This window comes from Treponema sp. (genome assembly GCF_045641405.1).
GTDB lineage: Bacteria > Spirochaetota > Spirochaetia > Treponematales > Treponemataceae > Treponema_D.
Genome location: NZ_JAZUGX010000035.1, coordinates 1 through 21,357 on the forward strand (window position 1 = coordinate 1; position 21,357 = coordinate 21,357).

35 protein-coding genes are annotated in these 21,357 nt (G+C 42.9%); all 35 read right to left on the reverse strand.

Features of this window, described 5'->3' with window-relative positions:
* Positions 1 to 489: 489 nt before the first annotated feature.
* The 35 genes from ACKI39_RS04960 to tuf all read right to left on the reverse strand — a co-directional run bounded on the left by ACKI39_RS04960 (position 490) and on the right by tuf (position 20,919).
* Complete coding sequence (locus tag ACKI39_RS04960; RefSeq protein ID WP_407398253.1) at positions 490 to 1,134, reverse strand: CBS domain-containing protein; 645 nt, start codon at positions 1,132 to 1,134, stop codon at positions 490 to 492.
* Between the two features lie 111 nt (positions 1,135 to 1,245).
* Entirely contained in the window at positions 1,246 to 1,950 is a 705-nt protein-coding gene (locus ACKI39_RS04965; protein ID WP_318691015.1) for an ABC transporter ATP-binding protein, read from the reverse strand.
* Positions 1,951 to 1,952: 2 nt separating this feature from the next.
* A complete protein-coding gene (locus ACKI39_RS04970) occupies positions 1,953 to 2,762 on the reverse strand; it encodes an ABC transporter ATP-binding protein (RefSeq protein ID WP_318690990.1) in 810 nt (269 codons plus the stop codon).
* On the reverse strand, positions 2,762 to 3,808 hold the full coding sequence (locus ACKI39_RS04975; protein ID WP_407398257.1) for a branched-chain amino acid ABC transporter permease: 1,047 nt from the start codon (positions 3,806 to 3,808) through the stop codon (positions 2,762 to 2,764). Before ACKI39_RS04975 ends, ACKI39_RS04970 begins: the two co-directional genes overlap by 1 nt.
* 12 nt (positions 3,809 to 3,820) lie before the next feature.
* The gene (locus ACKI39_RS04980) at positions 3,821 to 4,711 is read right to left on the reverse strand and encodes a branched-chain amino acid ABC transporter permease (RefSeq protein ID WP_407398259.1); all 891 of its coding nucleotides are present in this window, start codon (positions 4,709 to 4,711) and stop codon (positions 3,821 to 3,823) included.
* 130 nt (positions 4,712 to 4,841) lie between these two features.
* A complete protein-coding gene (locus tag ACKI39_RS04985; protein ID WP_407398261.1) occupies positions 4,842 to 5,975 on the reverse strand; it encodes an ABC transporter substrate-binding protein in 1,134 nt (377 codons plus the stop codon).
* A 182-nt stretch (positions 5,976 to 6,157) separates the two neighbouring features.
* Positions 6,158 to 6,409, reverse strand: a complete 252-nt coding sequence (locus ACKI39_RS04990) for a hypothetical protein (RefSeq protein ID WP_318690986.1) — start codon at positions 6,407 to 6,409, stop codon at positions 6,158 to 6,160.
* A 10-nt stretch (positions 6,410 to 6,419) separates the two neighbouring features.
* Positions 6,420 to 6,857, reverse strand: a complete 438-nt coding sequence (gene rplQ, locus ACKI39_RS04995; protein ID WP_407398263.1) for a 50S ribosomal protein L17 — start codon at positions 6,855 to 6,857, stop codon at positions 6,420 to 6,422.
* Entirely contained in the window at positions 6,854 to 7,903 is a 1,050-nt protein-coding gene (locus ACKI39_RS05000) for a DNA-directed RNA polymerase subunit alpha (protein WP_407398265.1), read from the reverse strand. Before ACKI39_RS05000 ends, rplQ begins: the two co-directional genes overlap by 4 nt.
* Positions 7,904 to 8,007: 104 nt before the next feature.
* Complete coding sequence (gene rpsK / locus ACKI39_RS05005) at positions 8,008 to 8,394, reverse strand: 30S ribosomal protein S11 (protein WP_318688979.1); 387 nt, start codon at positions 8,392 to 8,394, stop codon at positions 8,008 to 8,010.
* A 13-nt stretch (positions 8,395 to 8,407) separates the two neighbouring features.
* Positions 8,408 to 8,776 (reverse strand): 30S ribosomal protein S13, encoded by a 369-nt coding sequence (gene rpsM, locus ACKI39_RS05010; protein ID WP_318688978.1) that lies wholly within the window; start codon positions 8,774 to 8,776, stop codon positions 8,408 to 8,410.
* Positions 8,777 to 8,786: 10 nt separating this feature from the next.
* Positions 8,787 to 8,900: a 50S ribosomal protein L36 gene (gene rpmJ / locus ACKI39_RS05015; RefSeq protein WP_318689321.1), complete on the reverse strand. Its 114-nt coding sequence runs from the start codon at positions 8,898 to 8,900 to the stop codon at positions 8,787 to 8,789.
* Positions 8,901 to 9,117: 217 nt separating this feature from the next.
* Positions 9,118 to 10,452 carry a preprotein translocase subunit SecY gene (gene secY, locus ACKI39_RS05020; protein WP_407398268.1) on the reverse strand — a complete coding sequence of 445 codons (1,335 nt, stop codon included), beginning with the start codon at positions 10,450 to 10,452 and terminating at the stop codon, positions 9,118 to 9,120.
* An 18-nt stretch (positions 10,453 to 10,470) separates the two neighbouring features.
* Positions 10,471 to 10,953: a 50S ribosomal protein L15 gene (rplO, locus tag ACKI39_RS05025; protein ID WP_407398271.1), complete on the reverse strand. Its 483-nt coding sequence runs from the start codon at positions 10,951 to 10,953 to the stop codon at positions 10,471 to 10,473.
* Entirely contained in the window at positions 10,953 to 11,135 is a 183-nt protein-coding gene (rpmD, locus tag ACKI39_RS05030; RefSeq protein ID WP_318689318.1) for a 50S ribosomal protein L30, read from the reverse strand. The genes rplO and rpmD overlap by 1 nt, the downstream gene beginning before the upstream one ends.
* A gap of 2 nt (positions 11,136 to 11,137) precedes the next feature.
* On the reverse strand, positions 11,138 to 11,650 hold the full coding sequence (gene rpsE / locus ACKI39_RS05035; protein ID WP_407398273.1) for a 30S ribosomal protein S5: 513 nt from the start codon (positions 11,648 to 11,650) through the stop codon (positions 11,138 to 11,140).
* 8 nt (positions 11,651 to 11,658) lie between these two features.
* Positions 11,659 to 12,021 (reverse strand): 50S ribosomal protein L18, encoded by a 363-nt coding sequence (gene rplR, locus ACKI39_RS05040; RefSeq protein ID WP_407398275.1) that lies wholly within the window; start codon positions 12,019 to 12,021, stop codon positions 11,659 to 11,661.
* Between the two features lie 14 nt (positions 12,022 to 12,035).
* Entirely contained in the window at positions 12,036 to 12,578 is a 543-nt protein-coding gene (gene rplF / locus ACKI39_RS05045) for a 50S ribosomal protein L6 (protein WP_407398277.1), read from the reverse strand.
* Between the two features lie 12 nt (positions 12,579 to 12,590).
* Positions 12,591 to 12,992 carry a 30S ribosomal protein S8 gene (rpsH, locus tag ACKI39_RS05050; protein ID WP_318689314.1) on the reverse strand — a complete coding sequence of 134 codons (402 nt, stop codon included), beginning with the start codon at positions 12,990 to 12,992 and terminating at the stop codon, positions 12,591 to 12,593.
* A gap of 15 nt (positions 12,993 to 13,007) precedes the next feature.
* The gene (locus ACKI39_RS05055) at positions 13,008 to 13,193 is read right to left on the reverse strand and encodes a type Z 30S ribosomal protein S14 (RefSeq protein WP_318689313.1); all 186 of its coding nucleotides are present in this window, start codon (positions 13,191 to 13,193) and stop codon (positions 13,008 to 13,010) included.
* A gap of 10 nt (positions 13,194 to 13,203) precedes the next feature.
* Positions 13,204 to 13,755: a 50S ribosomal protein L5 gene (gene rplE, locus ACKI39_RS05060; protein ID WP_407398279.1), complete on the reverse strand. Its 552-nt coding sequence runs from the start codon at positions 13,753 to 13,755 to the stop codon at positions 13,204 to 13,206.
* A complete protein-coding gene (gene rplX / locus ACKI39_RS05065) occupies positions 13,755 to 14,078 on the reverse strand; it encodes a 50S ribosomal protein L24 (protein WP_407398281.1) in 324 nt (107 codons plus the stop codon). The genes rplE and rplX overlap by 1 nt, the downstream gene beginning before the upstream one ends.
* 11 nt (positions 14,079 to 14,089) lie before the next feature.
* Positions 14,090 to 14,458 (reverse strand): 50S ribosomal protein L14, encoded by a 369-nt coding sequence (rplN, locus tag ACKI39_RS05070; protein WP_318689310.1) that lies wholly within the window; start codon positions 14,456 to 14,458, stop codon positions 14,090 to 14,092.
* Positions 14,459 to 14,475: 17 nt separating this feature from the next.
* Positions 14,476 to 14,748 (reverse strand): 30S ribosomal protein S17, encoded by a 273-nt coding sequence (gene rpsQ, locus ACKI39_RS05075; RefSeq protein WP_407398283.1) that lies wholly within the window; start codon positions 14,746 to 14,748, stop codon positions 14,476 to 14,478.
* Between the two features lie 10 nt (positions 14,749 to 14,758).
* Positions 14,759 to 15,001 carry a 50S ribosomal protein L29 gene (rpmC, locus tag ACKI39_RS05080; RefSeq protein ID WP_318717934.1) on the reverse strand — a complete coding sequence of 81 codons (243 nt, stop codon included), beginning with the start codon at positions 14,999 to 15,001 and terminating at the stop codon, positions 14,759 to 14,761.
* Between the two features lie 10 nt (positions 15,002 to 15,011).
* Complete coding sequence (rplP, locus tag ACKI39_RS05085; protein ID WP_407398286.1) at positions 15,012 to 15,428, reverse strand: 50S ribosomal protein L16; 417 nt, start codon at positions 15,426 to 15,428, stop codon at positions 15,012 to 15,014.
* On the reverse strand, positions 15,421 to 16,164 hold the full coding sequence (gene rpsC / locus ACKI39_RS05090) for a 30S ribosomal protein S3 (RefSeq protein WP_407398288.1): 744 nt from the start codon (positions 16,162 to 16,164) through the stop codon (positions 15,421 to 15,423). The genes rplP and rpsC overlap by 8 nt, the downstream gene beginning before the upstream one ends.
* Entirely contained in the window at positions 16,164 to 16,520 is a 357-nt protein-coding gene (gene rplV / locus ACKI39_RS05095) for a 50S ribosomal protein L22 (RefSeq protein WP_318717931.1), read from the reverse strand. The genes rpsC and rplV overlap by 1 nt, the downstream gene beginning before the upstream one ends.
* A gap of 16 nt (positions 16,521 to 16,536) precedes the next feature.
* Entirely contained in the window at positions 16,537 to 16,818 is a 282-nt protein-coding gene (rpsS, locus tag ACKI39_RS05100; RefSeq protein WP_318689304.1) for a 30S ribosomal protein S19, read from the reverse strand.
* Between the two features lie 14 nt (positions 16,819 to 16,832).
* Entirely contained in the window at positions 16,833 to 17,657 is an 825-nt protein-coding gene (gene rplB, locus ACKI39_RS05105) for a 50S ribosomal protein L2 (protein ID WP_407398291.1), read from the reverse strand.
* Between the two features lie 30 nt (positions 17,658 to 17,687).
* Complete coding sequence (locus ACKI39_RS05110; protein WP_407398293.1) at positions 17,688 to 17,972, reverse strand: 50S ribosomal protein L23; 285 nt, start codon at positions 17,970 to 17,972, stop codon at positions 17,688 to 17,690.
* A complete protein-coding gene (rplD, locus tag ACKI39_RS05115; RefSeq protein WP_407398295.1) occupies positions 17,972 to 18,610 on the reverse strand; it encodes a 50S ribosomal protein L4 in 639 nt (212 codons plus the stop codon). The genes ACKI39_RS05110 and rplD overlap by 1 nt, the downstream gene beginning before the upstream one ends.
* Before the next feature lie 17 nt (positions 18,611 to 18,627).
* Positions 18,628 to 19,251, reverse strand: coding sequence for a 50S ribosomal protein L3 (gene rplC / locus ACKI39_RS05120; protein ID WP_407398297.1), 624 nt, complete (start codon positions 19,249 to 19,251; stop codon positions 18,628 to 18,630).
* 109 nt (positions 19,252 to 19,360) lie between these two features.
* Entirely contained in the window at positions 19,361 to 19,672 is a 312-nt protein-coding gene (gene rpsJ, locus ACKI39_RS05125; protein ID WP_318690968.1) for a 30S ribosomal protein S10, read from the reverse strand.
* Between the two features lie 59 nt (positions 19,673 to 19,731).
* Positions 19,732 to 20,919 carry an elongation factor Tu gene (gene tuf / locus ACKI39_RS05130; RefSeq protein ID WP_407398299.1) on the reverse strand — a complete coding sequence of 396 codons (1,188 nt, stop codon included), beginning with the start codon at positions 20,917 to 20,919 and terminating at the stop codon, positions 19,732 to 19,734.
* Between the last annotated feature and the right edge of the window lie 438 nt (positions 20,920 to 21,357).

The following is a 21,357-nucleotide window of genomic DNA, read 5'->3' on the forward strand; positions in this document are numbered from 1 at the left end:
ATACAGTTTCATCCTGCATTTTAACTTCAATTTTTGTAATTCCATCTGCTGATTCATACATCAACAATTGTGTATTATTTTCTGTCATTAATGATCTCCCACTTACCAGACTTATCAGAACCAACTCGTTTCAACATCTTAGATTCGTGAATTTTTTCTGTTTTTCTTTATGTTTACAAGCTTAATATAAATTTTTCGACCTTTTTATTATATATTTTTCGACTATTGATGTTAAAATTTAGATTTAAAAGAAATGGTTGTCTTTTAATAATAAAGGCTATGTCTGCAGAAAGTGTTGCTATATGATTTGTGGTGGTTGAGGCCCTCGAAACTACCACATATATTTTGTGGATATTGCTTGATTTCGACAGGCTCAATCGGCGCAGCAACACTATTTCCGTACATAGCCTTAATAAAAAAACTGCAGAAAATTAAATCGATAAATCTCCTGCAGTCTAATTAACACGCTTTTAATGTCATGCAATATAATCACACGCTTCTTACATCTTCCATCTGGCAACAGCAGTCCACAAGAAGATTCTTTGTCTCTGTTTCTGTGATTCCTGAAATCTTGATTGTAATCTTCCTTCTCTTTTCATCAGGAACATCAGATGTCACAAGAGAAACGATGTTACCGTTCTTTGCAGCAACGGCTTCTGCAATCTTTGCAAGAATTCCAGGCTTTTCGTCAACAATTACAACTGCACGGATTCCAGGATTCTTTGTACTGAACATTTCGATGAAGCATTCAAAAAGGTCTGTCTGCGTAATCATGCCGATGAGAATGTCACCGTCAACAACAGGAAGACATGTGATTCCGTAGTCCTTCATAAGACGAGCTGCTTCTTCCACAGTCTGTTCAACGGTCGTTGTCTTTACATTTTTGACCATTGCTTTTTCAACAGACATCTTGCTCAAAAGGTATCCAAGTTCATACATATCCAGAGTCGTTGCATTGCTTGGACTTACCTTTATCAAATCAGCGTTTGTCAAAAGGCCAACAAGAACTCCGTTTTTATCAACAACCGCAAGTTTTGTTTCCTTGTTTTTTGTCATGATTTCTTTTGCATCCAGAACACTTGCTTCAGGACCAATAACAAGAGGATGATCATTCATTACATCTTTAACCAACATAGCTGCACCTCCTAAAAGTAAAAGCACCTGCAAAAGAACATCGCAGATGCTTTAAATTATACCACTGAATTTATTATTCAACAAATTTTTTGAATTTTATGCTGAACCTTATCAGCCGCCCAAGTATGCCTTTCTGACAGCGTCGTCGTTTGCAAGTTCAGAAGCAATTCCTTCCTTTGCAATTGAACCGGTCTCAAGGATGTATGCCCTGTTTGCGATTGAGAGTGCCTTGAAAGCATTCTGCTCAACAAGAAGAATTGTCGTTCCGCCAGCGCTGATTTTCTGCACGATGTTGAAAATTTCATCAACAAGAATTGGAGCAAGACCCATTGAAGGTTCATCAAGCAAAAGAAGGCGAGGCTTGGACATCAATGCACGGGCCATGGCAAGCATCTGCTGTTCACCGCCAGAAAGGGTTCCCGCCATCTGAGCAAGACGTTCCTTAAGGCGTGGAAATAGTTCATAGCACCATTCCATGTCCTTTTTGATTTCTTCCTTGTCCTTTCTAAGGTAAGCACCCATTTCAATGTTTTCCTTAACGCTCATGTTTGCAAAAACACGGCGTCCTTCTGGAACCTGAATAAGTCCACGGTTTACGATTTTGTCTGCGCTTACATTTGTAATGTCTTCGCCTTCAAAAAGAATTGAACCGCTTTCCTTTTTTATAAGATTGCTGATGCTGTGGAGTGTTGTTGTTTTTCCAGCACCGTTGCTTCCGATCAAAGTGATTACTTCACCCTGTTCAACTTTAAAAGAAATTCCCTTTAAAGCTTTGATTGCACCGTAAGATACTACAAGATCCTTTACTTCAAGCATGCTCATTTTTTACCTCCAGTGTAACCAGAACCAAGGTATGCCTTGATTACTTCTTCGTTAGCCTGAATTTCTGCAGGCAACCCTTCTGCAATAACGCGTCCATAGTTAAGGACCAGAAGCCTTTCGCAGATTCCCATGACAAGCTTCATGTCGTGTTCAATAAGAAGAACTGTAAGATTGAACTTTTCACGGATGAAAGAAATCATTTCCATAAGCTCATGAGTTTCCTGTTCGTTCATACCAGCTGCAGGTTCATCAAGCAAAAGAAGCTTTGGATTGGAAGCAAGGGCACGGCAGATTTCAAGCTTTCTCTGTTCACCGTAAGGAAGATTTTTTGCAAGTTCATTCATCTTGCCTTCCATGTGGAACAGTTCGAGAAGAATCTTTGAGCGTTCCTGCATCACTTCTTCATCCTTGCGGAATTTCTTTGTCCTGAAAAGAACGTCAATTGGATTAACCTTTCTTGTCTGATGAAGGGCAATCTTGATGTTTTCTGCAACAGTGAGGTTTCCAAAAAGACGGATGTTCTGGAAAGTACGGGCAATTCCAATTCCGTTAAGCTGAGCTGGAGATTTTCCGCTTGTTACCTGAAGATTTCCCTTGCGGTCAACAAAAGTGATTGTTCCTTCAGTTGGCTTGTAAACGCCGCTAAGCATATTGAATACAGTTGTCTTTCCTGCACCGTTTGGTCCAATAAGACCTATGAGTTCTCCCTGATATAGCTCAAGGTTAAAGTCACTTACTGCGCGGAGTCCACCGAAAACTATGGAAATATCTTTTGCACGAAGAAGCAGTTCTTTATTTTCACTCATTATTCTGCCCCCTTGTTTTTATTCTTGCTTAAAAGACCTTTGATCCAGCCAAAGAGTCCGTTGTATGTTTTTATAAAGCTGAGTTCCTTTGTTCCCAAAAGTCCCTGAGGCCTAAAGAGCATTACAAAGATAAGGATTACAGGATAGATCAAAAGTCTGTAGTCGCGGAGGAATCTCAAGGCTTCCTGAAGAATTGTGAGGACGAATGCTGCAACGATTCCGCCAGTAACTGAACCCATACCGCCAAGAACAACATAGATCAGATGGTTTATACTGTTGTTGAATGAAGCAAGATCAGGTTTAACAAAACCGATGAATGGAGCATAGAGCGCACCACCGATACCACCTATGAAGGATGCGATTACAAAACCTGTCATCTTATAGCGGAAAACTCCAACGCCGCTGCTGTTTGCGGCAACTTCATCTTCACGAACAGCAAGGATTGCGCGTCCGTAAGTTGAACGAAGGAAGTTCTGCAAAAGCACGATGATCACAATCAAAGTTCCAACGATTGCTGTGTACGAAATGATTGGACCGTGATCAAGGGAAGTCGTAAAGATTGTACTGAACTGCATTCCGTTAGGACCACCAGTTATATTCTTGAAATTCACAAGGAAAATTCTGATGATTTCACCGAATGCCAAAGTTACAATTGCAAGGTAGTCCCCTTCAAGCTTAAGTGTTGGAAAGCCGATGAGAAAGCCAAAGAATGCTGCTATAAGACCACCAAGAATGATGCTCAAAGGAAGCGGAACATGACAATTTGTTGTAAGAAGAATTACAGCATAAGCACCAAGAGCCTGAAATCCAGCCTGACCAAGGGAAAGCTGACCAGTAATTCCGCAGACCATGTTAACGCTCAAAGCCATGATTGCGTTTATTCCACCAAGAGTAAGAATCTGCGCAACATATGCATCGATCAAAGGATTCTTGTCGCCGAATTCATCTTCAATCAACGGAATGTCCATCAAGAGCCCTGGAACGATAAGAAGGACCGCAGCAGTAATTGCAAGAATTATTGTATTTTTAATAAAGTTATCTTTCATTTTTCGTCCTCCTTAAACCTTAACCACATTCTTCTTTCCAAGCAAACCTGCTGGCTTTACAAGGAGAATGATGATGAGGATTGAATATGAAATTGCATCGGCATACTGAGAAGAAATATATGCCTTTGTCATTGTCTCAACGATACCAAGAATTACACCGCCAACCATGGCACCAGGCACACTTCCGATTCCACCAAGAACAGCAGCAACGAAAGCCTTAAGGCCCGGAATGTAACCCATGAGAGGATCAACCTGTGGATATGCAGTTGCATAGAGAACACCACCAGCACCAGCAAGAACTGAACCGATGACGAATGTAATTGCAATTGTCTTATTTACATTTACACCCATAAGACTTGCAGCACCCATGTCGTAGCTTACGGCACGCATTGCCTTACCTGTCTTTGTATAGTTGATTACATAGTTAAGTACAACCATAAGGATTGCAGATGCAACGATGACGATGATCTGAATGTTTGAAATCTGAACGATCCCAAGGTTGAAGAATTTTGTATCCATTGTCGGAAACTGCCGAGGATTAGGTCCAACAAAAGGAATGACACGCATTGCATTCTGAAGAATAAGTTCCACAGCGATTGCCGTAATAAGCGAATTAAGTCGAGGTGCATTGCGCAAAGGTCTGTAAGCACAGCGTTCAATTACAAGGCTCAAAATTGAACAGACAATCATAGCACCAAAAAATGCAAGGCACAGTCCAAATGGAGTTGCACCCACTGCACGAAGAATGAAATAACCGGTATACGCACCAACCATCATTACATCACCATGTGCAAAGTTGATGAGTTTAACGATACCGTAAACCATGGTATAACCAAGAGCTATAAGCGCATAGATACTGCCAAGGGAAAGTCCGTTGACAAATTGTTTCAAGAATGTATCCACCGTTTCCTCCAAATTTTTACATCAAAATATGACAGAATATTATACCCTAACTTTTTAAAATAAAAAAGGGTTCATCCCGAATAAACGAAATGAACCCCTTTGTTCAACTGTAAATATTATCTACAACCGATTACTTTACGTCAACTGTTGCTTCGTAGGCAGCAGCAAGCTTTCCGTCCTTCTTAACGAGCTTGATCATAACTGCAGACTTAACTGGGTTGCGCTTTGCATCGAATGTGATGTGACCTGTTACATAGTCACCGTTTGTTGCTTCGTATGCTGCACGGATCTTTGCAACATCTGTTGTTGTTCCAGCCTTGAGCATTGCATCCTTGAGCATGTATACGCTGTCGTATCCAAGAGCTGCAAATGAGTTTGGAGCCTTGTTGTACTTTTTCTGGAATGCCTTTACAAACTTCTGAACAGCTGGACTTGTTGAGTCTTCTGCATAGTGGTTAGAGTAGTATCCATTAAGAACTTCATCACCTGCGTTTTCTGTAAGTCCATCCCATCCGTCAGCACCAACGATTGGTGTGTTGATTCCCTGAGCACGGAGCTGCTTTGCAATGAGGGCAACTGTTCCGTAATAATCTGGGAGATAAACTACATCTGGCTTTGCAGCCTTGATCTTTGTGAGCTGAGCATTGAAATCCTTATCTCCTGTTCCATATGATTCCTTTGCCACAACTGCTCCACCCTGTGCCTTGAATTCCTTTTCAAAGTTTTCCATAAGGCCTACTGAGTAGTCATTTCCGATATCATAGAGAATTGCAGCCTTCTTGCATCCAAGATTGTCAGCAGCAAACTTACCGCCAACGCGTCCCTGGAATGGGTCAATGAAGCATGTTCTGAAGATAAAGTTACCTGCATCTGTGATTGCTGGTGCTGTAGCAGCTGGAGCAACCTGAAGAACATTCTGTGCCTGTGCAAGCTGTGTGATTGCAAGTGTACAACCAGATGTCAAGGAACCGATCACGATACGTGTCTTGTCCTTTGAAACAAGCTTCTTGTATGCGTTGACAGACTTTGCAGCATCACCTTCATCATCTTCACAGATGAAAACGATCTTTGCACCGTTGATTCCACCTGCTGCATTGATTTCTTCAACAGCAAGGTCAATACCGTTCTTGCATTCAACACCGTATACGGCAACTGGGCCTGAAAGTGGAGCAACTCCACCAATCTTAACTGCCTTTGGTGCAGCAAAAGCTGCGGCAGCTGCAAGAGCCATCATACCATTAAAAATTACCTTAGAAAATTTCATGTAATTTTCCTCCTTTGTTTTATATGATTTTAATGAAATTAACAGTACATGTAAAGTTTCTACGCAAATGCAATTTCATGCAGCGCCGTTTTTTACATTTACTCACCATGACAATACCGTTTAAAAAAATACAGCCGCCCTTGAATTAAGAGCGGCTTGAACAGAAATTCTAAGCGATTAGCTTATGCTTCTGCTGGTGTCTCAGCTGGTGCTTCTGCTGGAGCTTCAGCGGCAGCTGCTTTCTTAGCAAGTCTTGCTTCTTTCTGTGCCTTATTCTTAAGAGCAGCTTTACAAACCTTGCATACCTTTACTTTCTTTCCGTCAACATCCTGATCGTAGAGAACCTTGATCTGTGTTTTACCACAAACTGGGCATGTTCCACGGCCATGGTTTACTTCTTTGCGGATTCCAGTTCCACGATGTGCTTTAGACATAGCTTACTCCTTATGCTTCAGCCTTTTCAGCTTCAGCCTTTTTTGCAGACTTCTTTGATGCCTTAGCATCTTCAGCACCTGCTTCTGGCAACTTGTAGTCAACCAATTCAAAAATTACAGTGTCTGCTGCATCTCCCTGGCGGAAGCCAAGCTTAAGAATGCGAGTATATCCACCGTTGCGATCCTTCATGCGTGGACCGATTTCTGTGAAAAGCTTGTTAAGGATCTTTTCATCAGCGATGAATTTAGCAGCTTCTCTTCTGTTGTGAACAGAATCTACTTTTGCACGTGTAATCAATTTTTCTGCAGCTTTGCGTACTTCCTTAGCCTTAGCTTCTGTTGTTGTGATACGTTCGTATCTGAAAAGAGAAGTTACCATATTGCGTGTCATTGCACGGCGGTGGGCTGTTGTACGTGAAAGCGGATTAAATCCATTCTTGTGGTTCATTCGTTTTCTTCCTTGTGTCTGTTAACCAAGTCAACGTCTTTAACGTGGCTGTAATCAGTCATTCCAAGATTAAGACCATGCTCTTCGAGCTTGCCCTTGATCTCCTCGAGAGACTTCTTTCCGAAATTACGTGTCTTCGAAAGTTCATCCTCTGTCTTCTTAGTCAACTCACCAATAGTTTTAATACCTGCATTCTTAAGGCAGTTTGAACTGCGAACTGAAAGTTCAAGTTCTTCTACTGAAGTTGTAAGCAGCTTACGAATCTGCTCGTCACCTTCAATTGGGTCATCACCAGTTGGGTAGTCACTTTCGTTGAAGTTAACGAAGATAGCAAAATAATCCTTTGCAATCTTTGCAGCCTCAGCAAGAGCATCTTCTGGAGTGATTGATCCATCAGTCCAAATCTCAAGAACCAATTTATCGTAATCGTTACGCTGTCCTACGCGGCAAGGTTCAATGGAATATTTAACCTTTGGAACAGGAGTAAAGATACAGTCCATTGCAATTGTACCGACAACTTCAATGTAGTGCTCGTTTACTTCTGCAGGAACATAGCCTCTACCAAGGTCAACCTGGAATTCGATATCCAAGTGGGCACCGTCCATCATTGTAAAGATCTCAAGACCCTTAGTCATGATTTCAAGCTGACCTTCCTTCTCAAGATCATCACTTTTTACAGTGCCTGGTCCTTTGAATTCGTAGGTGAATGTTTCCTGTTCTACATCCCGCGGCAAACGCAAGCGAATCTGTTTTAAGCTGTTCAAAACTTCCAAAGTATCTTCAGAAATATTTGGAATTGTTTCGAATTCACTTGAAATAACATGTGGAACACCGTCTGCATCATATGATGTGATGCGAACTGAAGAAATTGCATATCCCTGAATTGAAGAAAGAAGTACGCGGCGGAGTGTGTTTCCTACTGTTGTACCGAATCCTGGTTCAAAAGGATAAGCAGTGAACTTTCCGTAATTTGGATTGTTCTCAAGATGTTCAAATGTAATTCCCTTTGGTTTTTTAAAACCCTTAAGCAGATTTTTGCGAGCCAATCTGAACTCCTTTAATTTTCTTGAAAAGAACAATGTCCCTTCCAAGCGTTTGAACTATTAACCTATAACCCAACCGAAACCGTTGGAATAGGTTAACCCAGTCATTACATACGGCGTGTCTTGCGTGGACGACATCCATTGTGTGGGATAGGTGTAATATCAGAAATTGACTTAACCTTGAGTCCCAAAGTTCCAAGAACACGGATTGCGTTTTCACGACCCATTCCTGGTCCCTTTACAAACACATGCACTTCACGAAGACCATAGCTTGCTGCTCTCTGAACAGCTGTTTCTGCTACTGACTGAGCTGCAAATGGAGTTGATTTCTTTGCTCCGCGGAATCCCAGACCACCAGAAGAAGCCCAAGAAATTGCGTTTCCTCTAAGATCAGTGATTGTAACAATAGTGTTGTTGAAAGTAGCCTGAATGTAGATGTTACCTTCAAAAACGCTCTTTTTCTCTTTTCTTTTCTTTCCGTTTGTTGCTGCCATCGTCTACCTCCGCTTAAGCCTTCTTCTTGTTAGCAACGGTCTTCTTCTTACCCTTGCGTGTGCGAGAATTAGTGCGAGTGCGCTGTCCACGAACAGGCAATCCCTTGCGGTGGCGCTGTCCACGATAGCTTCCAATGTCGATAAGACGCTTGATGTTAAGACCGATTTCTGAGCGAAGACGTCCTTCAGTCTTAATGTTTTCATCGATGTACTTACGAAGCTTTGTAAGGTCGTCTTCCGAAAGGTCATTGATGAGAACATTTGGATCTACCTTTGTTTCTTCGCAAATCTTGTTAGCTGATGAGCGTCCAATACCATATACATATGTCAATGCAATGTTGACATGCTTGTTTGGGAGGTCAACTCCCGAAATACGTGCCATCAGTTACTCCTCAACCCTGTCTCTGCTTGTGCTTTGGGTTTTCACAGATAATACGAACTACGCCGTTTCTCTTGATTACCTTACATTTGTCGCAGATGGGCTTCACGCTTGTGCGTACTTTCATAAAAGTCCCCTTGAAAAAACATTTTCTACTTACCAAATCATGGCAGTTCGAAGTGACATAGTTTCACCATGAACTACAATTTGGCAACACCGCAAATCAACCTAGATAGCGGTGCGCTAGTATACAAGTTTTTCCTTACTTAATCTAGTCCTTAAGACACTTTTTCTGAAAATAATACTAGCCAGTGACATAATCACTGGCAGTAAACATTCAGAAACTAGAGTCCGCGAGACTTCAATCCCTTCTTTGTAAGACCATCATGGTGATGCATCTTAAGAAGAGCCTCAACCTGTGCCATTGTATCGATATCAACACCAACCAGAATCAAGAGCGAAGTTCCACCCATGAGCATAGAAATCTGTGCTGGGAACTTGAAGATGATCTGGATGATTGTAGGCAACAATGCGATTGCTGCAAGATACAAAGAACCAGGAAGAATCAGACGGTTCAAAACCTTCTGAAGATATTTTTCAGTCATGTCTGTTCTGATTCCTGGAATAGAACCACCGTTTTCACGGATATTCTTTGCGATTTCTGTAGGGTTCAGTGTTACCTGAGTGTAGAAGTATGCAAAGAAGATGATCAACAAAACTTCAATAAAATTATACCAGAATCCAAGTGGGTTCAAAGTTGCTGCAACCTTCGAAAGCCATGTAGCTTTAGAAGAAAGGCTGTTTGCAATCTGAAGTGGGAATGTAAGGAATGCAGAAGCAAAGATGATTGGAATAACTCCCGATGGATTGATCTTGAAAGGTATGTATGTGCTCTGTCCACCGTACATCTTGCGTCCTACAACGCGTTTTGCATAATGTACAGGTATCTTGCGTTCACCAGACTGTTCAAATACGACAAAACCGATGATTGCAAGGAAGAGGAATACTGCCACAATAACGAAAACAACATTGATGTCTCCGCTCTGTACCTTCTTAACCAATTCATATACAGCACTTGGAAGACGTGCGACGATACCGGCAAAGATGATCATTGAGATACCCTGACCGATACCACGTGCAGTAATCTGATCACCAAGCCATACAGCAATCATAGAACCTGTGGTTACTGTAAGGATGGCAAGAAGATTAAAATAGACTTTATTGTCGAAAATTATCGCACCTGGAACCTGCTGGTTGATGGAATCAGCATAAACTGTTATTGCCATAGACTGAATCAGACATACAAAGATTGTACCGATTCTTGTCCATGACTGCACTTTCTGCTGACCACCATCTTCCTGAGCGATTCTCTTGAGTGATGGGAAAATTACGAGGGCGAGCTGAAGAATAATCTGTGTTGAGATGTAAGGCATTACACCAAGCATCAATACAGAGAATTTTTCGAAGGCACCGCCCGCAAAAAAGTCCATGTAACTGGCAAACGCACTTTCTGCACCACTTGCGATGTTCTCGAAGTACTGCAGAAGCAAAGTGGCATTGATGCCTGGGATAGTAAGAACACTACCCAAGCGGAAAACAGCAAGTATGAGCAATGTAAAGAAAAGGCGTGAGCGCAATTCTTTTACTTTGAACATGTTTACAATAGCATTGTTTGCCATCTTGTCACTCCAACGTTTTTATTTTGATTCTTTGGCTGCTTTCTCAATAATCTTTACTGAGCCACCAGCCTTTTCAACCTTGTCCTTTGCAGAAGCAGAAATCTTTTCTACTTCAACTGTAAGCTTCTTTGTGATATCGCCGTCTCCGAGTACCTTAACTCCGTCAACAACCTTACCAATAAGACCCTTAGCCTTCAAAGACTCACGGTTTACTGTTTCTCCATCAGCGAACTTTGCTTCGAGATCACAAAGATTTACGCAAGCAAAAATCTTCTTGAATGGAGCGTTAGAGAAACCACGGCGTGCAATACGGCGGAACAAAGGCATCTGTCCACCTTCGAATCCTACGTATGGTACTGCACTACCAGAGCGTGACTGCTGTCCTTTGTTACCCTTACCGGCTGTAGAACCGAGACCAGATGAAGAACCGCGACCTACACGCTTTGGCTTTTTATTAGCACCACGAGGAGCATGCAATTCAAACATATTTTCGTTAGCCATTAGTTAATCTCCTCTACTTTTACAAGGTGAGCAACTGAAGCGATCATGCCTTTGATAGCATCGTTTGCTTCGTGCTCAACTGAAGAACTGATCTTCTTAAGACCAAGACTCTTAACAGTAGCTCTCTTTTCAGGCTTCTGTCCAATAACGCTTCTAACAAGTGTAATACGTACTTTTGCCATAATCAGCCCCACATGTCCTTGAGAGTCTTTCCGCGGTTCTGTGCTACTGCACGTGCATCCATCATCTTTTCAACAGCATTGAATGTTGCACGTACAACGTTTACAGAAGTGCGAGATCCCTGTGATTTAGAGATAACATCTGTGATACCACATGCATCGAGTACTGCACGTACAGGACCACCGGCAATAATACCAGTACCAGGACATGCAGGCTTGAGCAATACCTCAGAGCTCTTGTACTTTCCAATCATTTCGTGTGGAAGAGTTCCGTTCTTCATTGGAACTGTGATAAGGTTTGACTTTGCCTTATCAAGGCTCTTTCTGATAGCTTCAGTAACATCATTAGCCTTACCGAATCCGAAACCGATGCGTCCCTTTCTGTCACCTACTACTGTAAGTGCAGAGAAAGACATTCTGCGTCCACCTTTTACAGTCTTTGCAGTACGGTTAAGCTTAACAAGCTTTTCTACGAATTCGTCAGCTGGCTTTTTGTCAAAATTCTTCTGGTGTTCCATAGCCACTCCTAGAATACAATCCCGGCAGCGCGGGTAGCGTCAGCAAGGGCCTTTACAACACCATGATAGAGGTAACCGTTGCGGTCAAAAACAACCTTTTCGATTCCCTTTTCCTTAAGGCGAGCACCCAAAGCTTCTCCGAGTTTTGTTGCGCTTTCAACGTTAGCCTTGAGAGCAACAAAATCCTTTTCCAATGTTGAGATGGCAGCAAGTGTCTTGCCTTCATCGTCGTTGATAACCTGAGCATAAAGATTGCGTCCAGACTTGAATACTGTCAAACGTGGACGTTCAGCTGTTCCGTAAATTGACTTACGAATGTGAATCTTTCTATGCAGGCGTTTTCTTTGCTTATCACTAAGTTTTCTGATCATATCAATTCACCTTATTATTTTACGCCAGTCTTACCAACTTTGCGTCTGATAACTTCGTTTTCATAGCGGATACCCTTTCCCTTATAAGGTTCTGGAGCACGCAATTTACGAATCTGAGCACTGAATTCACCAACCTTCTGCTTGTCGATTCCAGTGATTGTAAGCTTTTCTTCCTTGTCGATAGTAACTGTGATTCCTTCAGGAATTACAACTACGAAGTCAGAAGAGAAACCAAGGTTCATGTTGATTACATTACCAGAAACTTCCCAGTGATAACCAACACCAGTCTTTACGAGAACTCTTGTATAACCTTCGCTTACACCCTTTACCATGTTGGCAATGAGCACGCGGAACAAACCGTGAGCTGCGCTAGCAGCCTTTGATTCATTTGAAGGGTTAACTACTACTTCTGTTCCCTTAACTTCAACCTTTACAAGGTCATTGATCTTCTGTGTAAGTTCGCCCTTAGCTCCCTTAGCAGTTACAACATTGTCTGCAACTGACACAGTAACACCTGCTGGAATAGCCACAGGAAGTTTTCCGATCTTAGATGCCATACTAACCTCCTATTACCATACCTGGCAGATCAACTCGCCGCCAACCATCTTTTCAGATGCCTTCTTGCCAGTTGTCACACCGCTAGATGTTGAAACAATCAAAGTACCATAACCGTTATAAACGCGTGGTAATTCCTTGTAACCTGAGTAAACACGGCGACCTGGAGTTGAAATCTTTTTCATTCCATGGATTACTGCCTTGTTTGAATCATCATACTTCAAGAAGATGCGGATGATTGAGTGTTCATTTTCGTCCTGAACCTTCTTAAAGTTCTTAATGTATCCTTCTGTCTTAAGGATCTTCACAATTTCCAGTTTCATCTTAGAAGTAGGTACATCTACTTTCTCATGACCGGCCTTTGCCGCATTCTGGACTTTTGCGAGCATGTCTGCAATTGGGTCTGAAGCTGCCATTCTTTTCTCCTGTCACTACCAAGATGATTTTGTGACGCCTGGTAAGAGGCCTTCACTTGCTAATTTGCGGAAGCAGATACGACAAATCTTGAACTTGCGCAAATATCCATGTGGACGACCGCAGATCTTACAGCGATTGTACTGACGTGTGCTGTATTTAGGAGTGCGGTTTGCTTTGATAATCATTGATTTCTTAGCCATGAACTATTCCTTACTTTCTAAACGGCATGTTGAACTTTGTAAGAAGTGCACGTGCTTCGTTATCAGTACGAGCGCTAGTTACAATCGAGATGTTCATACCAGAAATCTTGACAATCTTATCAAAGTCGATTTCCGGGAAGATAATCTGTTCTGTGATACCAAGAGAGAAGTTTCCGTGTCCGTCAAAGCCAGTTGCCTTGATTCCGCGGAAATCCTTAACGCGAGGAAGTGCAACGTTGATAAGACGATCGAGGAATTCATACATGATGTTTCCACGAAGTGTTACCATAGCACCTACTTCCTGACCCTCACGAAGCTTGAAGTTTGCAATACTTTTCTTAGCTCTTGTTTTAACAGCTTTCTGGCCGGTAATCTGAGTGAGATCTGTAACTGCAGCATCAAGAAGTTTCTTATTTGTGAGAGCTTCGCCAACACCCATGCTTACAACAATCTTCTTGATTGCTGGAATCTGCATTGCGGATGTATATCCGAGTTCCTTAAAGAGCTCTGGAGCGATTTTTTCCTTATAGACTTTCTTAAGCCGTGGTACGTAATTTTCCATTACAGTGTTTCTCCACACTTGCGGCAAACGCGAACTTTCTTGTCGCCGTCAAGTTTATAACCAATTCTAACAGGACGACCGCACTTTTTACATACGATCCCTACATTCGAGATATCAAGAGGTGCTTCTACTTCAGCGATTCCGCCAGCATCCTGCTGAGATCTTCTCTTCATTGCCTTCTTTACAATATTACAACCTGAAACAATTACACGTCCCTTGCCCTTCTTTTCGAATACACGAACGATTGTTCCACGCTTGCCCTTGTCCTTTCCAGCAAGAATTTCTACATTGTCATCTCTACGGATTGAGTATTTGTGTTCCATTAGACAACTCCTTAGAGTACTTCCGGAGCAAGTGATACGATCTTCATGTAGTCCATATCACGGAGCTCACGAGCTACTGGTCCAAAAATACGCTTTCCCTTAGGGTTCTTATCTGCATCAACGATAACGCAAGCGTTGTCATCGAAGCGGATGTAAGTTCCATCAGGACGGCGGTATTCCTTTGCTACGCGAACGATTACTGCCTTCTGTACTGAACCTTCCTTAATTGTAGATGTTGGAATTGCTTCCTTAACAGCTACCACTACTACGTCACCGATTCCGGCATAACGGCGGTGTGAACCACCGAGTACCTTGATACACTGAACTAATTTAGCTCCGGAGTTATCGGCTACAACCATTTTTGACTGCATCTGAAGCATAATCTTCTACTCCTCGCTTATTTAGCTCTCTCGATGATAGCATCGAGACGCCAGCACTTATCTTTGCTGATCGGGCTGCATTCTACGATACGAACTGTGTCACCTGTGTGTGCTTCGTTCTTTTCATCGTGGGCCTTGCACTTCTTTGTACGTGTAACGTATTTCTTATAAAGGCGGTCCATCTTCTTTGTATCGATAGAAACAACGATAGTTTTGTCCATCTTGTCGCTAGTGACGATACCTACGAATGAACGCTTTGCACCTTTTGACTGTACATTCTGTTCTTCCACGGGTCAGCTCCTAGTTTTTTGCAGAAATTGCTTCACGTGCTGCTGCTCTGAACTTCTCCAGATCCTGCATGTGAATCAATGTATTCAAGCGAGCGATGTCCTTGCGGATTGCACGCTTCTGCATTGGATTTTCTACATGGCCAAGTACGCTCTGAAAGCGAAGGTCCATGTACTGTTTTTTAAGTTCATTGCGCTTTGCAACCATTTCGTCATAAGAAAGGTTTTTAACGTCGTTCTTCTTGTCTTTAGCCATTTTCTTACTCCTACTCTACTGTTGGGCGGAATGCCACTTTTGTCTTGATTGGAAGTTTGCTAGCAGCAAGACTCATTGCCTTAGCAGCAAGAGCTCTGTCAACTCCACCTACTTCAAACAAGATCATACCTGGTTTGATTACTGCAGCCCAGAATTCTGGAGAACCCTTACCCTTACCCATACGAGTATCAGCAGGCTTCTTAGAAATAGGCTTGTCTGGGAACACGCGTGTCCACAACTGTCCCTGACGGTTAATACAACGGTTGATAGCAACACGAGCTGCCTCGATGTGCTTAGCAGAAAGCCAAGCTGGATCAAGAGCTACAAGAGCTACTTCACCAAAGTCAAGGTAGTTATCACGTGTAGCATTGCCTGTTGGGCGACCGCGCTGTACTTTGCGGTGAGCTACTCTCTTAGGACTAAGCATTTTCTACTTTTCCTCCCTCAGATTTAGGACCACGTGGCTTACGATCGCCGTTGTTGCGGCGAGGTCTCTTTACTACTTCACCAGCATCTTCATTCTGTTCGTGACCGTAGTTCATACCGTTGTAAACCCAAACTTTGATACCGATCTTACCGTAAGTTGTAAGAGCTTCAAAAGTACCATAGTCGATGTCTGCACGAAGAGTGTGGAGTGGAACGCGTCCTTCCTTAATCTCTTCTGAACGAGTCATATCAGCACCACCGATACGGCCAGAGATACGGATCTTGATACCCTGTGCTCCGCCCTTCATACAGTTAGAAGCTGACTGCTTGAGAGCCTTGCGGAATGAACCGCGACCCATAAGCTGACGTCCAACATTCTGTGCGATAAGAGAAGCATTAACTTCAGGACGTTTGATTTCCTTGATCTTGATTACAACTTTCTTTGTAAGCTGCTTCTGGATATCTGCACTTATCTTTTCGATTGTAGCACCCTTAACACCGATGATAACACCTGGGCGTGCAGTGTGAATTACGATTGTAACACGCTGTGGGTGACGTACGATTTCAATTTCAGCAATGTCTGCGTTCTTGCATTCTGGAAGTTCACCGACAATCTTGCGGATCTTCATATCTTCCAAGAAAAGGTCTGCATAATCACGTGAATTAGCATACCAACGAGACTGCCATGTCTTGTTTACACCAAGGCGTAAACCGATAGGATTAACTTTCTGACCCATTATTTTCCCGCCTTTTCGTCAACTACAACTGTGATATGACACATTCTCTTGAGGAGCTGATCTGCACGACCGCGGCCGCGGAACCATACTCTCTTGAGTCTTGGACCTTCGTCAATGCGAATTTCCTTGATTACGAGCATATCTTCGTCAAGCTGTTTGTTCTGGTTAAGAGCATTAGCTACAGCAGACTTTAATGTACCGCTGATGAGCTTTGCACCCTTCTGTGGCATAACTTCAAGAGTTGCCAATGCTTTTGAGCATGACATCTTCTTTACTACGTTAGCTACAGGACGAACCTTTGTAGGTGATGCAATAAGGAATTTTGTTGTGGCTACATAGCCTTTCTTTTCTGCCATAATATGTCACACTCCCTTATTTCTTTGCAGCTTTGTCGCCGCCATGTCCCTTGAATGTTCTTGTTGCAGCAAACTCACCAAGCTTGTGGCCTACCAAGTTTTCTGTAACATATACAGGAATCCATGACTTTCCGTTGTGAACTGAAATAGTGTTTCCAACCATTTCAGGAATAATTGTTGAGCAGCGGGAATAAGTTTTAATCATTTTCTTATCAGCTGCTGATGCTTTGTTCATTTCTAAAACCTTCTTATAGAGAGACTTCTCAATAAAAGGTCCTTTCTTAACTGATCTTGACACGATTAACTCCTATCCTACTTCTTACGGCGGCTAATAATGAAGCGGCTTGAAGTCTTTCTCTTGTTGCGTGTCTTATATCCACGACAAGGCTGACCCCAAGGAGTAACAGGAAGGTGACCCTTTCCTGCGCCTTCACCACCACCAAGTGGGTGATCAACTGGGTTCATTGCCATACCACGAACTGTTGGGCGAACACCACGCCATCTGTTGCGTCCAGCCTTTCCAAGCTTTGTGTTCATACGTTCTTCGTTACCAACAATACCGATTGTTGCATAGCACTTTCCATTTACACGGCGAAGTTCACCAGATGGGAGCTTGATTGTTACGTATTCACCGTCAACACCAGCTACCTGTGCACCAGCACCTGCAGAGCGAACAAGCTGTCCACCACGACCGAGTGTAAGTTCAACATTGTGGATGATGAAACCTACAGGGATTGCGTTGAGTGGAAGTGCATTTCCAACTGTAGGAGTTGCATTTTCACCAGACATGATCTTCTGACCAACTGTAAGCTTCTGTGGAGCAATAATGTAACGCTTTTCACCATCAGCATATGCAATCAAAGCAATGTTTGCACTGCGGAATGGATCGTATTCGATTGTCTTTACTGTTCCAGGAATACCGTGCTTATCGCGTCTGAAGTCGATTTCACGATACTTTCTCTTGTGACCGCCACCCTGGTGACGAACGGAAATGCGTCCGCCCTGTCCACGTCCAGCGCAAGCCTTGCGTCCAGATGTGAGGCTTTTCTCGGGTTTGTCGGCTGTAATTTCTTCGCGTACCAAGTCAACACGGCCGCGTGTACCTTTTGAATAAGGTTTGAATATCTTAAGAGCCATAAGGTTCCCCTTTGTTAATTAATCAAAGGCTTAAACGCCTTCGAATACCTTAATTGTTTCACCAGGTGCCAACTTAACAACTGCCTTCTTGTAAGAAGCAGTGCGTCCTGCTGGGCCACGGAGACGTTTCATCTTTCCCTGTACGTTAACTGTTGTGCAGTCTACAACCTTTACATTGAAAAGCTTGCGTACAGCTTCCTTGATCTGAATCTTTGTAGCAGATGGAGCAACAATAAATGTATATTTATTCTGTTCACGAAGTGCTGTTGCCTTTTCAGAAAGAACTGGTCTAATAAGTACATCTTCGAATGTCATTATTTAGCCTCCTTTTCATCAGCATAGAATTCAGAAAGATTCTTTGCAGCGCTTTCGAGCATGATGATCTTTCTAGCGTAGAAGAGATCGTGTGCGCGAAGACGATTGAAAGACAAGAATGAAAGTGTAGGAATATTTCTTCCTGCGAGCTTGATCTTTGCATCATCATCCTTAAGAAGGATTACTGTGCGTGTGTCCTTAGCGAAGTTGTTGAGGATCTTTACGAGATCCTTTGTCTTTCCGCTTTCTACAGTAAAGTCTTCAACTACTGTAAGGATGTCGCTCTGTGCTCTCATGCTGAGGATTGTCTTCATTGCAAGACGCTTCTCTTTCTTAGGAATTGCATAGCTGTAATCACGTGGTTTTGGTCCAAAGATTGTACCGCCGCCAACGCAAAGTGGAGACTTCTTATCACCACGACGAGCATTACCTGTTCCCTTCTGCTTGTAAGGCTTTGCATTTGAACCATGAACTTCTGCACGTGTCTTTGTACAAGCTGTACCAACACGCTTATTTGCCAATTCGTTTGTGATGGCATAGTAGATTACATCTTCGTTGACTGGAAGGTTGAAAACTTTGTCATCAAGATTGATTGTTCTGAGTTCTTTGCCATCGATTGAATAGACTTTCTTTTCCATAATACTATTCCCCCGACCTACTTTCTCTTAACTGCTGTCTTAACGATAAGAGTACAATTCTTAACACCTGGAACTGCACCACGAACCATCAAAACATTCAGCTCAGGGTCAACTTTAATAACCTTGAGATTCTGTACTGTTACGCGATCAGAACCCATACGACCAGGCATCTTAATGTTCTTAAATGTATGTCCTGGTGTTGTACAAGCACCTGTACCGCCGGCTTCTCTGTGGAACTTTGAACCGTGAGTTGCGCGTCCACCATGGAAACCCCATCTCTTCATTACACCCTGGAAACCTTTACCCTTAGAGGTAGCAGTTACGTCGATGAAACGAACCTTTTCAAACAATTCTACACCGAGCTTATCGCCTACGTTTACTTCCACTTCGTAATCGCGGAATTCCTTCAACTGGCGCTTTGGTGTAATGTTTTCTGGAAACTGCTTTGCATATGGCTTTGTTACATGCTTAGCTTTCATTTCGCCAAGACCAAGAACAACAGCGTCATAACCGCACTTTTCCTTTGTCTTTGTAGCAACAACAGTGTTAGGTTCAACATGGATCACGGTTACTGGAATCAGATTGCCGTTTTCGTCAAAAACCTGTGTCATTCCTACTTTTTTTGCCATCAGACCTTTCATCTGAATCTCCTATTTGGAAGTACAAACCTTTTGTCTGTATTCCCATCGGCCGCCATCCCCGATCCAGGGGACCGTTACCGTTTTTTTTAAGCCGCTCTACGAGCCGCTATTAAAACTGTTTAATTTCTACGTCAACACCTGCAGGAAGTTCAAGCTTCATCAAAGAATCCATTACTTCTGAGCTAGGTTCGATGATGTCGATGAGACGCTTGTGTGTTCTCATTTCGAACTGCTCACGTGACTTCTTGTTTACGAAAACTGAACGAAGCACTGTGATCTTGTTGATTCTTGTAGGGAGCGGAATTGGTCCTGAAACCTCAGCTCCTGCTGCCTTTACCTGCTGTACGATATCCTTAGCGCTCTGATCGATGAGTGATACATCGAATGCACGAAGGTGTACACGAATCTTGCCGTTTGCCATGACTTACTCCACTTGAATGAAGAGGCCCTTGCGAACCCCTCCATTCGTTCATTAAAAAACTATTCGATGATCTTTGTAACCTGGCCAGAAGCGATTGTGCGTCCGCCTTCACGGATAGCGAGCTTGAGACCTTCGTCCATAGCGATTGGGTGGATAAGTTCACCGTTGATCTTAACGTTGTCACCTGGCTTAACCATGTCTACACCAGCTTCGAGATTTACTGTACCAGTAATATCTGTTGTTCTGAAGTAGAACTGTGGGCGATAACCTGTGAAGAATGGGCTGTGGCGTCCACCTTCCTTTTCTGTAAGAACGTAGATCTGAGCTTCGAACTTTGTGTGTGGGTTGATTGACTTTGGTGCAGCAAGAACCTGTCCACGGATAACGTCCTTCTTTTCAATACCACGAACGAGGATACCAGCGTTGTCACCAGCCCATCCTTCCTGGAGTGTCTTGTTGAACATTTCGATACCTGTAACTGTTGTATCCTGTGTTGGACGGATACCAACGATCTGAACAGCATCACCCATGTGGATTACACCGCGTTCGATACGTCCAGTAACAACTGTACCACGACCTGTGATTGTGAAGATGTCTTCGATTGGCATCAAGAATGGCTTCTGATCATCGCGAACTGGATCATCGAACCATGTATCCATAGCTGTAAGGAGTTCTTCGATACAAGCTGTGTTTTCTGGGCTAGATTCATTGAGAGCCTTGAATGCAGAACCCTTGATGATTGGTGTGTCAGCTGAGAATCCGTATGACTGGATTGTATCCTTAACATCTTCTTCAACCATCATGAGCATTTCTTCATCACCGTCAAGAGCATCTACCTTGTTAAGGAATACGATGATCTTTGGTACACCTACCTGGCGAGCGAGAAGAAGGTGTTCCTTTGTCTGAGCCATAACACCGTCTGTTGCAGCGATAACGAGGATAGAACCATCCATCTGTGCAGCACCAGTGATCATGTTCTTGATGTAGTCAGCATGTCCTGGACAGTCGATGTGAGCATAGTGTCTCTTGTCTGACTGATACTCAAGGTGGCGAGAGTTGATTGTGATACCACGTGCCTTCTCTTCTGGAGCATTGTCGATTTCATCGTACTTAAGAACCTTGTCACCGTACTTGTTACCACAATATGTTGTGATAGCAGCTGACAATGTAGTCTTACCATGGTCAACGTGACCGATAGTACCAACGTTCATGTGAGGTTTTGTTCTGTTGAACTCTTCCTTAGCCATGATTTTTCTCCTTGCCTTTCAGATTTTCTTTCTGCGGCATATAAAATTATTTAATGTGTTGCACTTTAAGCCAGAAAATATCGCACCTAAAAGGCAACGACACTTTCGCAATCACACTTTACCTATGCTATGAGATGAATAGATTGTCTTGACAATTTATATTCACCTGTTTCATCAATTCGAAGCAGTTGTTCCGTATCACCTGCCATTCCCAAACTCTGGAAATCGGTATGACATCAAGAACTTTCATTCACTGGCGTGAAATCCGTCAGAATCTCCGAATCTCAGTTCATTTATAGAAGAAAACTAACAGTCTTCCTCTCTGTATCCGGGTGTAAAAACCTGCGAACTATCTCAAGTTGGCTTTACGATTTCTACCAGACAGTCATCCAAACCGTCCGTCTGACTTCTCAAAGAACCCTGCCATGCGAGCGCACA

What these genes read in the sequence shown, in the direction of transcription:
- ACKI39_RS04960 (WP_407398253.1), bottom strand. Translation starts at nt 1,134, where the DNA reads ATGTTGGTTAAAGATGTAATGAATGATCATCCTCTTGTTATTGGTCCT.
- ACKI39_RS04965 (WP_318691015.1), bottom strand. Translation starts at nt 1,950, where the DNA reads ATGCTTGAAGTAAAGGATCTTGTAGTATCTTACGGTGCAATCAAAGCT.
- ACKI39_RS04970 (WP_318690990.1), bottom strand. Translation starts at nt 2,762, where the DNA reads ATGAGTGAAAATAAAGAACTGCTTCTTCGTGCAAAAGATATTTCCATA.
- ACKI39_RS04975 (WP_407398257.1), bottom strand. Translation starts at nt 3,808, where the DNA reads ATGAAAGATAACTTTATTAAAAATACAATAATTCTTGCAATTACTGCT.
- ACKI39_RS04985 (WP_407398261.1), bottom strand. Translation starts at nt 5,975, where the DNA reads ATGAAATTTTCTAAGGTAATTTTTAATGGTATGATGGCTCTTGCAGCT.
- ACKI39_RS04990 (WP_318690986.1), bottom strand. Translation starts at nt 6,409, where the DNA reads ATGTCTAAAGCACATCGTGGAACTGGAATCCGCAAAGAAGTAAACCAT.
- rplQ (WP_407398263.1), bottom strand. Translation starts at nt 6,857, where the DNA reads ATGAACCACAAGAATGGATTTAATCCGCTTTCACGTACAACAGCCCAC.
- rpsK (WP_318688979.1), bottom strand. Translation starts at nt 8,394, where the DNA reads ATGGCAGCAACAAACGGAAAGAAAAGAAAAGAGAAAAAGAGCGTTTTT.
- rpsM (WP_318688978.1), bottom strand. Translation starts at nt 8,776, where the DNA reads ATGGCACGTATTTCGGGAGTTGACCTCCCAAACAAGCATGTCAACATT.
- rpmJ (WP_318689321.1), bottom strand. Translation starts at nt 8,900, where the DNA reads ATGAAAGTACGCACAAGCGTGAAGCCCATCTGCGACAAATGTAAGGTA.
- secY (WP_407398268.1), bottom strand. Translation starts at nt 10,452, where the DNA reads ATGGCAAACAATGCTATTGTAAACATGTTCAAAGTAAAAGAATTGCGC.
- rplO (WP_407398271.1), bottom strand. Translation starts at nt 10,953, where the DNA reads ATGGCTAACGAAAATATGTTTGAATTGCATGCTCCTCGTGGTGCTAAT.
- rpmD (WP_318689318.1), bottom strand. Translation starts at nt 11,135, where the DNA reads ATGGCAAAAGTACGTATTACACTTGTTAGAAGCGTTATTGGACAGAAG.
- rpsE (WP_407398273.1), bottom strand. Translation starts at nt 11,650, where the DNA reads ATGGAACACCAGAAGAATTTTGACAAAAAGCCAGCTGACGAATTCGTA.
- rplR (WP_407398275.1), bottom strand. Translation starts at nt 12,021, where the DNA reads ATGATCAGAAAACTTAGTGATAAGCAAAGAAAACGCCTGCATAGAAAG.
- rplF (WP_407398277.1), bottom strand. Translation starts at nt 12,578, where the DNA reads ATGGCATCTAAGATCGGAAAACTTCCTGTGGCTATTCCAGCAGGTGTT.
- rpsH (WP_318689314.1), bottom strand. Translation starts at nt 12,992, where the DNA reads ATGGCAGCTTCAGACCCAATTGCAGACATGCTCGCAAAAGTCCAGAAT.
- ACKI39_RS05055 (WP_318689313.1), bottom strand. Translation starts at nt 13,193, where the DNA reads ATGGCTAAGAAATCAATGATTATCAAAGCAAACCGCACTCCTAAATAC.
- rplE (WP_407398279.1), bottom strand. Translation starts at nt 13,755, where the DNA reads ATGGAAAATTACGTACCACGGCTTAAGAAAGTCTATAAGGAAAAAATC.
- rplX (WP_407398281.1), bottom strand. Translation starts at nt 14,078, where the DNA reads ATGGAACACAAATACTCAATCCGTAGAGATGACAATGTAGAAATTCTT.
- rplN (WP_318689310.1), bottom strand. Translation starts at nt 14,458, where the DNA reads ATGCTTCAGATGCAGTCAAAAATGGTTGTAGCCGATAACTCCGGAGCT.
- rpmC (WP_318717934.1), bottom strand. Translation starts at nt 15,001, where the DNA reads ATGGCTAAAGACAAGAAGAACGACGTTAAAAACCTTTCTTATGACGAA.
- rplP (WP_407398286.1), bottom strand. Translation starts at nt 15,428, where the DNA reads ATGCTTAGTCCTAAGAGAGTAGCTCACCGCAAAGTACAGCGCGGTCGC.
- rpsC (WP_407398288.1), bottom strand. Translation starts at nt 16,164, where the DNA reads ATGGGTCAGAAAGTTAATCCTATCGGTTTACGCCTTGGTGTAAACAAG.
- rplV (WP_318717931.1), bottom strand. Translation starts at nt 16,520, where the DNA reads ATGGCAGAAAAGAAAGGCTATGTAGCCACAACAAAATTCCTTATTGCA.
- rplB (WP_407398291.1), bottom strand. Translation starts at nt 17,657, where the DNA reads ATGGCTCTTAAGATATTCAAACCTTATTCAAAAGGTACACGCGGCCGT.
- ACKI39_RS05110 (WP_407398293.1), bottom strand. Translation starts at nt 17,972, where the DNA reads ATGACATTCGAAGATGTACTTATTAGACCAGTTCTTTCTGAAAAGGCA.
- rplD (WP_407398295.1), bottom strand. Translation starts at nt 18,610, where the DNA reads ATGGAAAAGAAAGTCTATTCAATCGATGGCAAAGAACTCAGAACAATC.
- rplC (WP_407398297.1), bottom strand. Translation starts at nt 19,251, where the DNA reads ATGAAAGGTCTGATGGCAAAAAAAGTAGGAATGACACAGGTTTTTGAC.
- rpsJ (WP_318690968.1), bottom strand. Translation starts at nt 19,672, where the DNA reads ATGGCAAACGGCAAGATTCGTGTACACCTTCGTGCATTCGATGTATCA.
- tuf (WP_407398299.1), bottom strand. Translation starts at nt 20,919, where the DNA reads ATGGCTAAGGAAGAGTTCAACAGAACAAAACCTCACATGAACGTTGGT.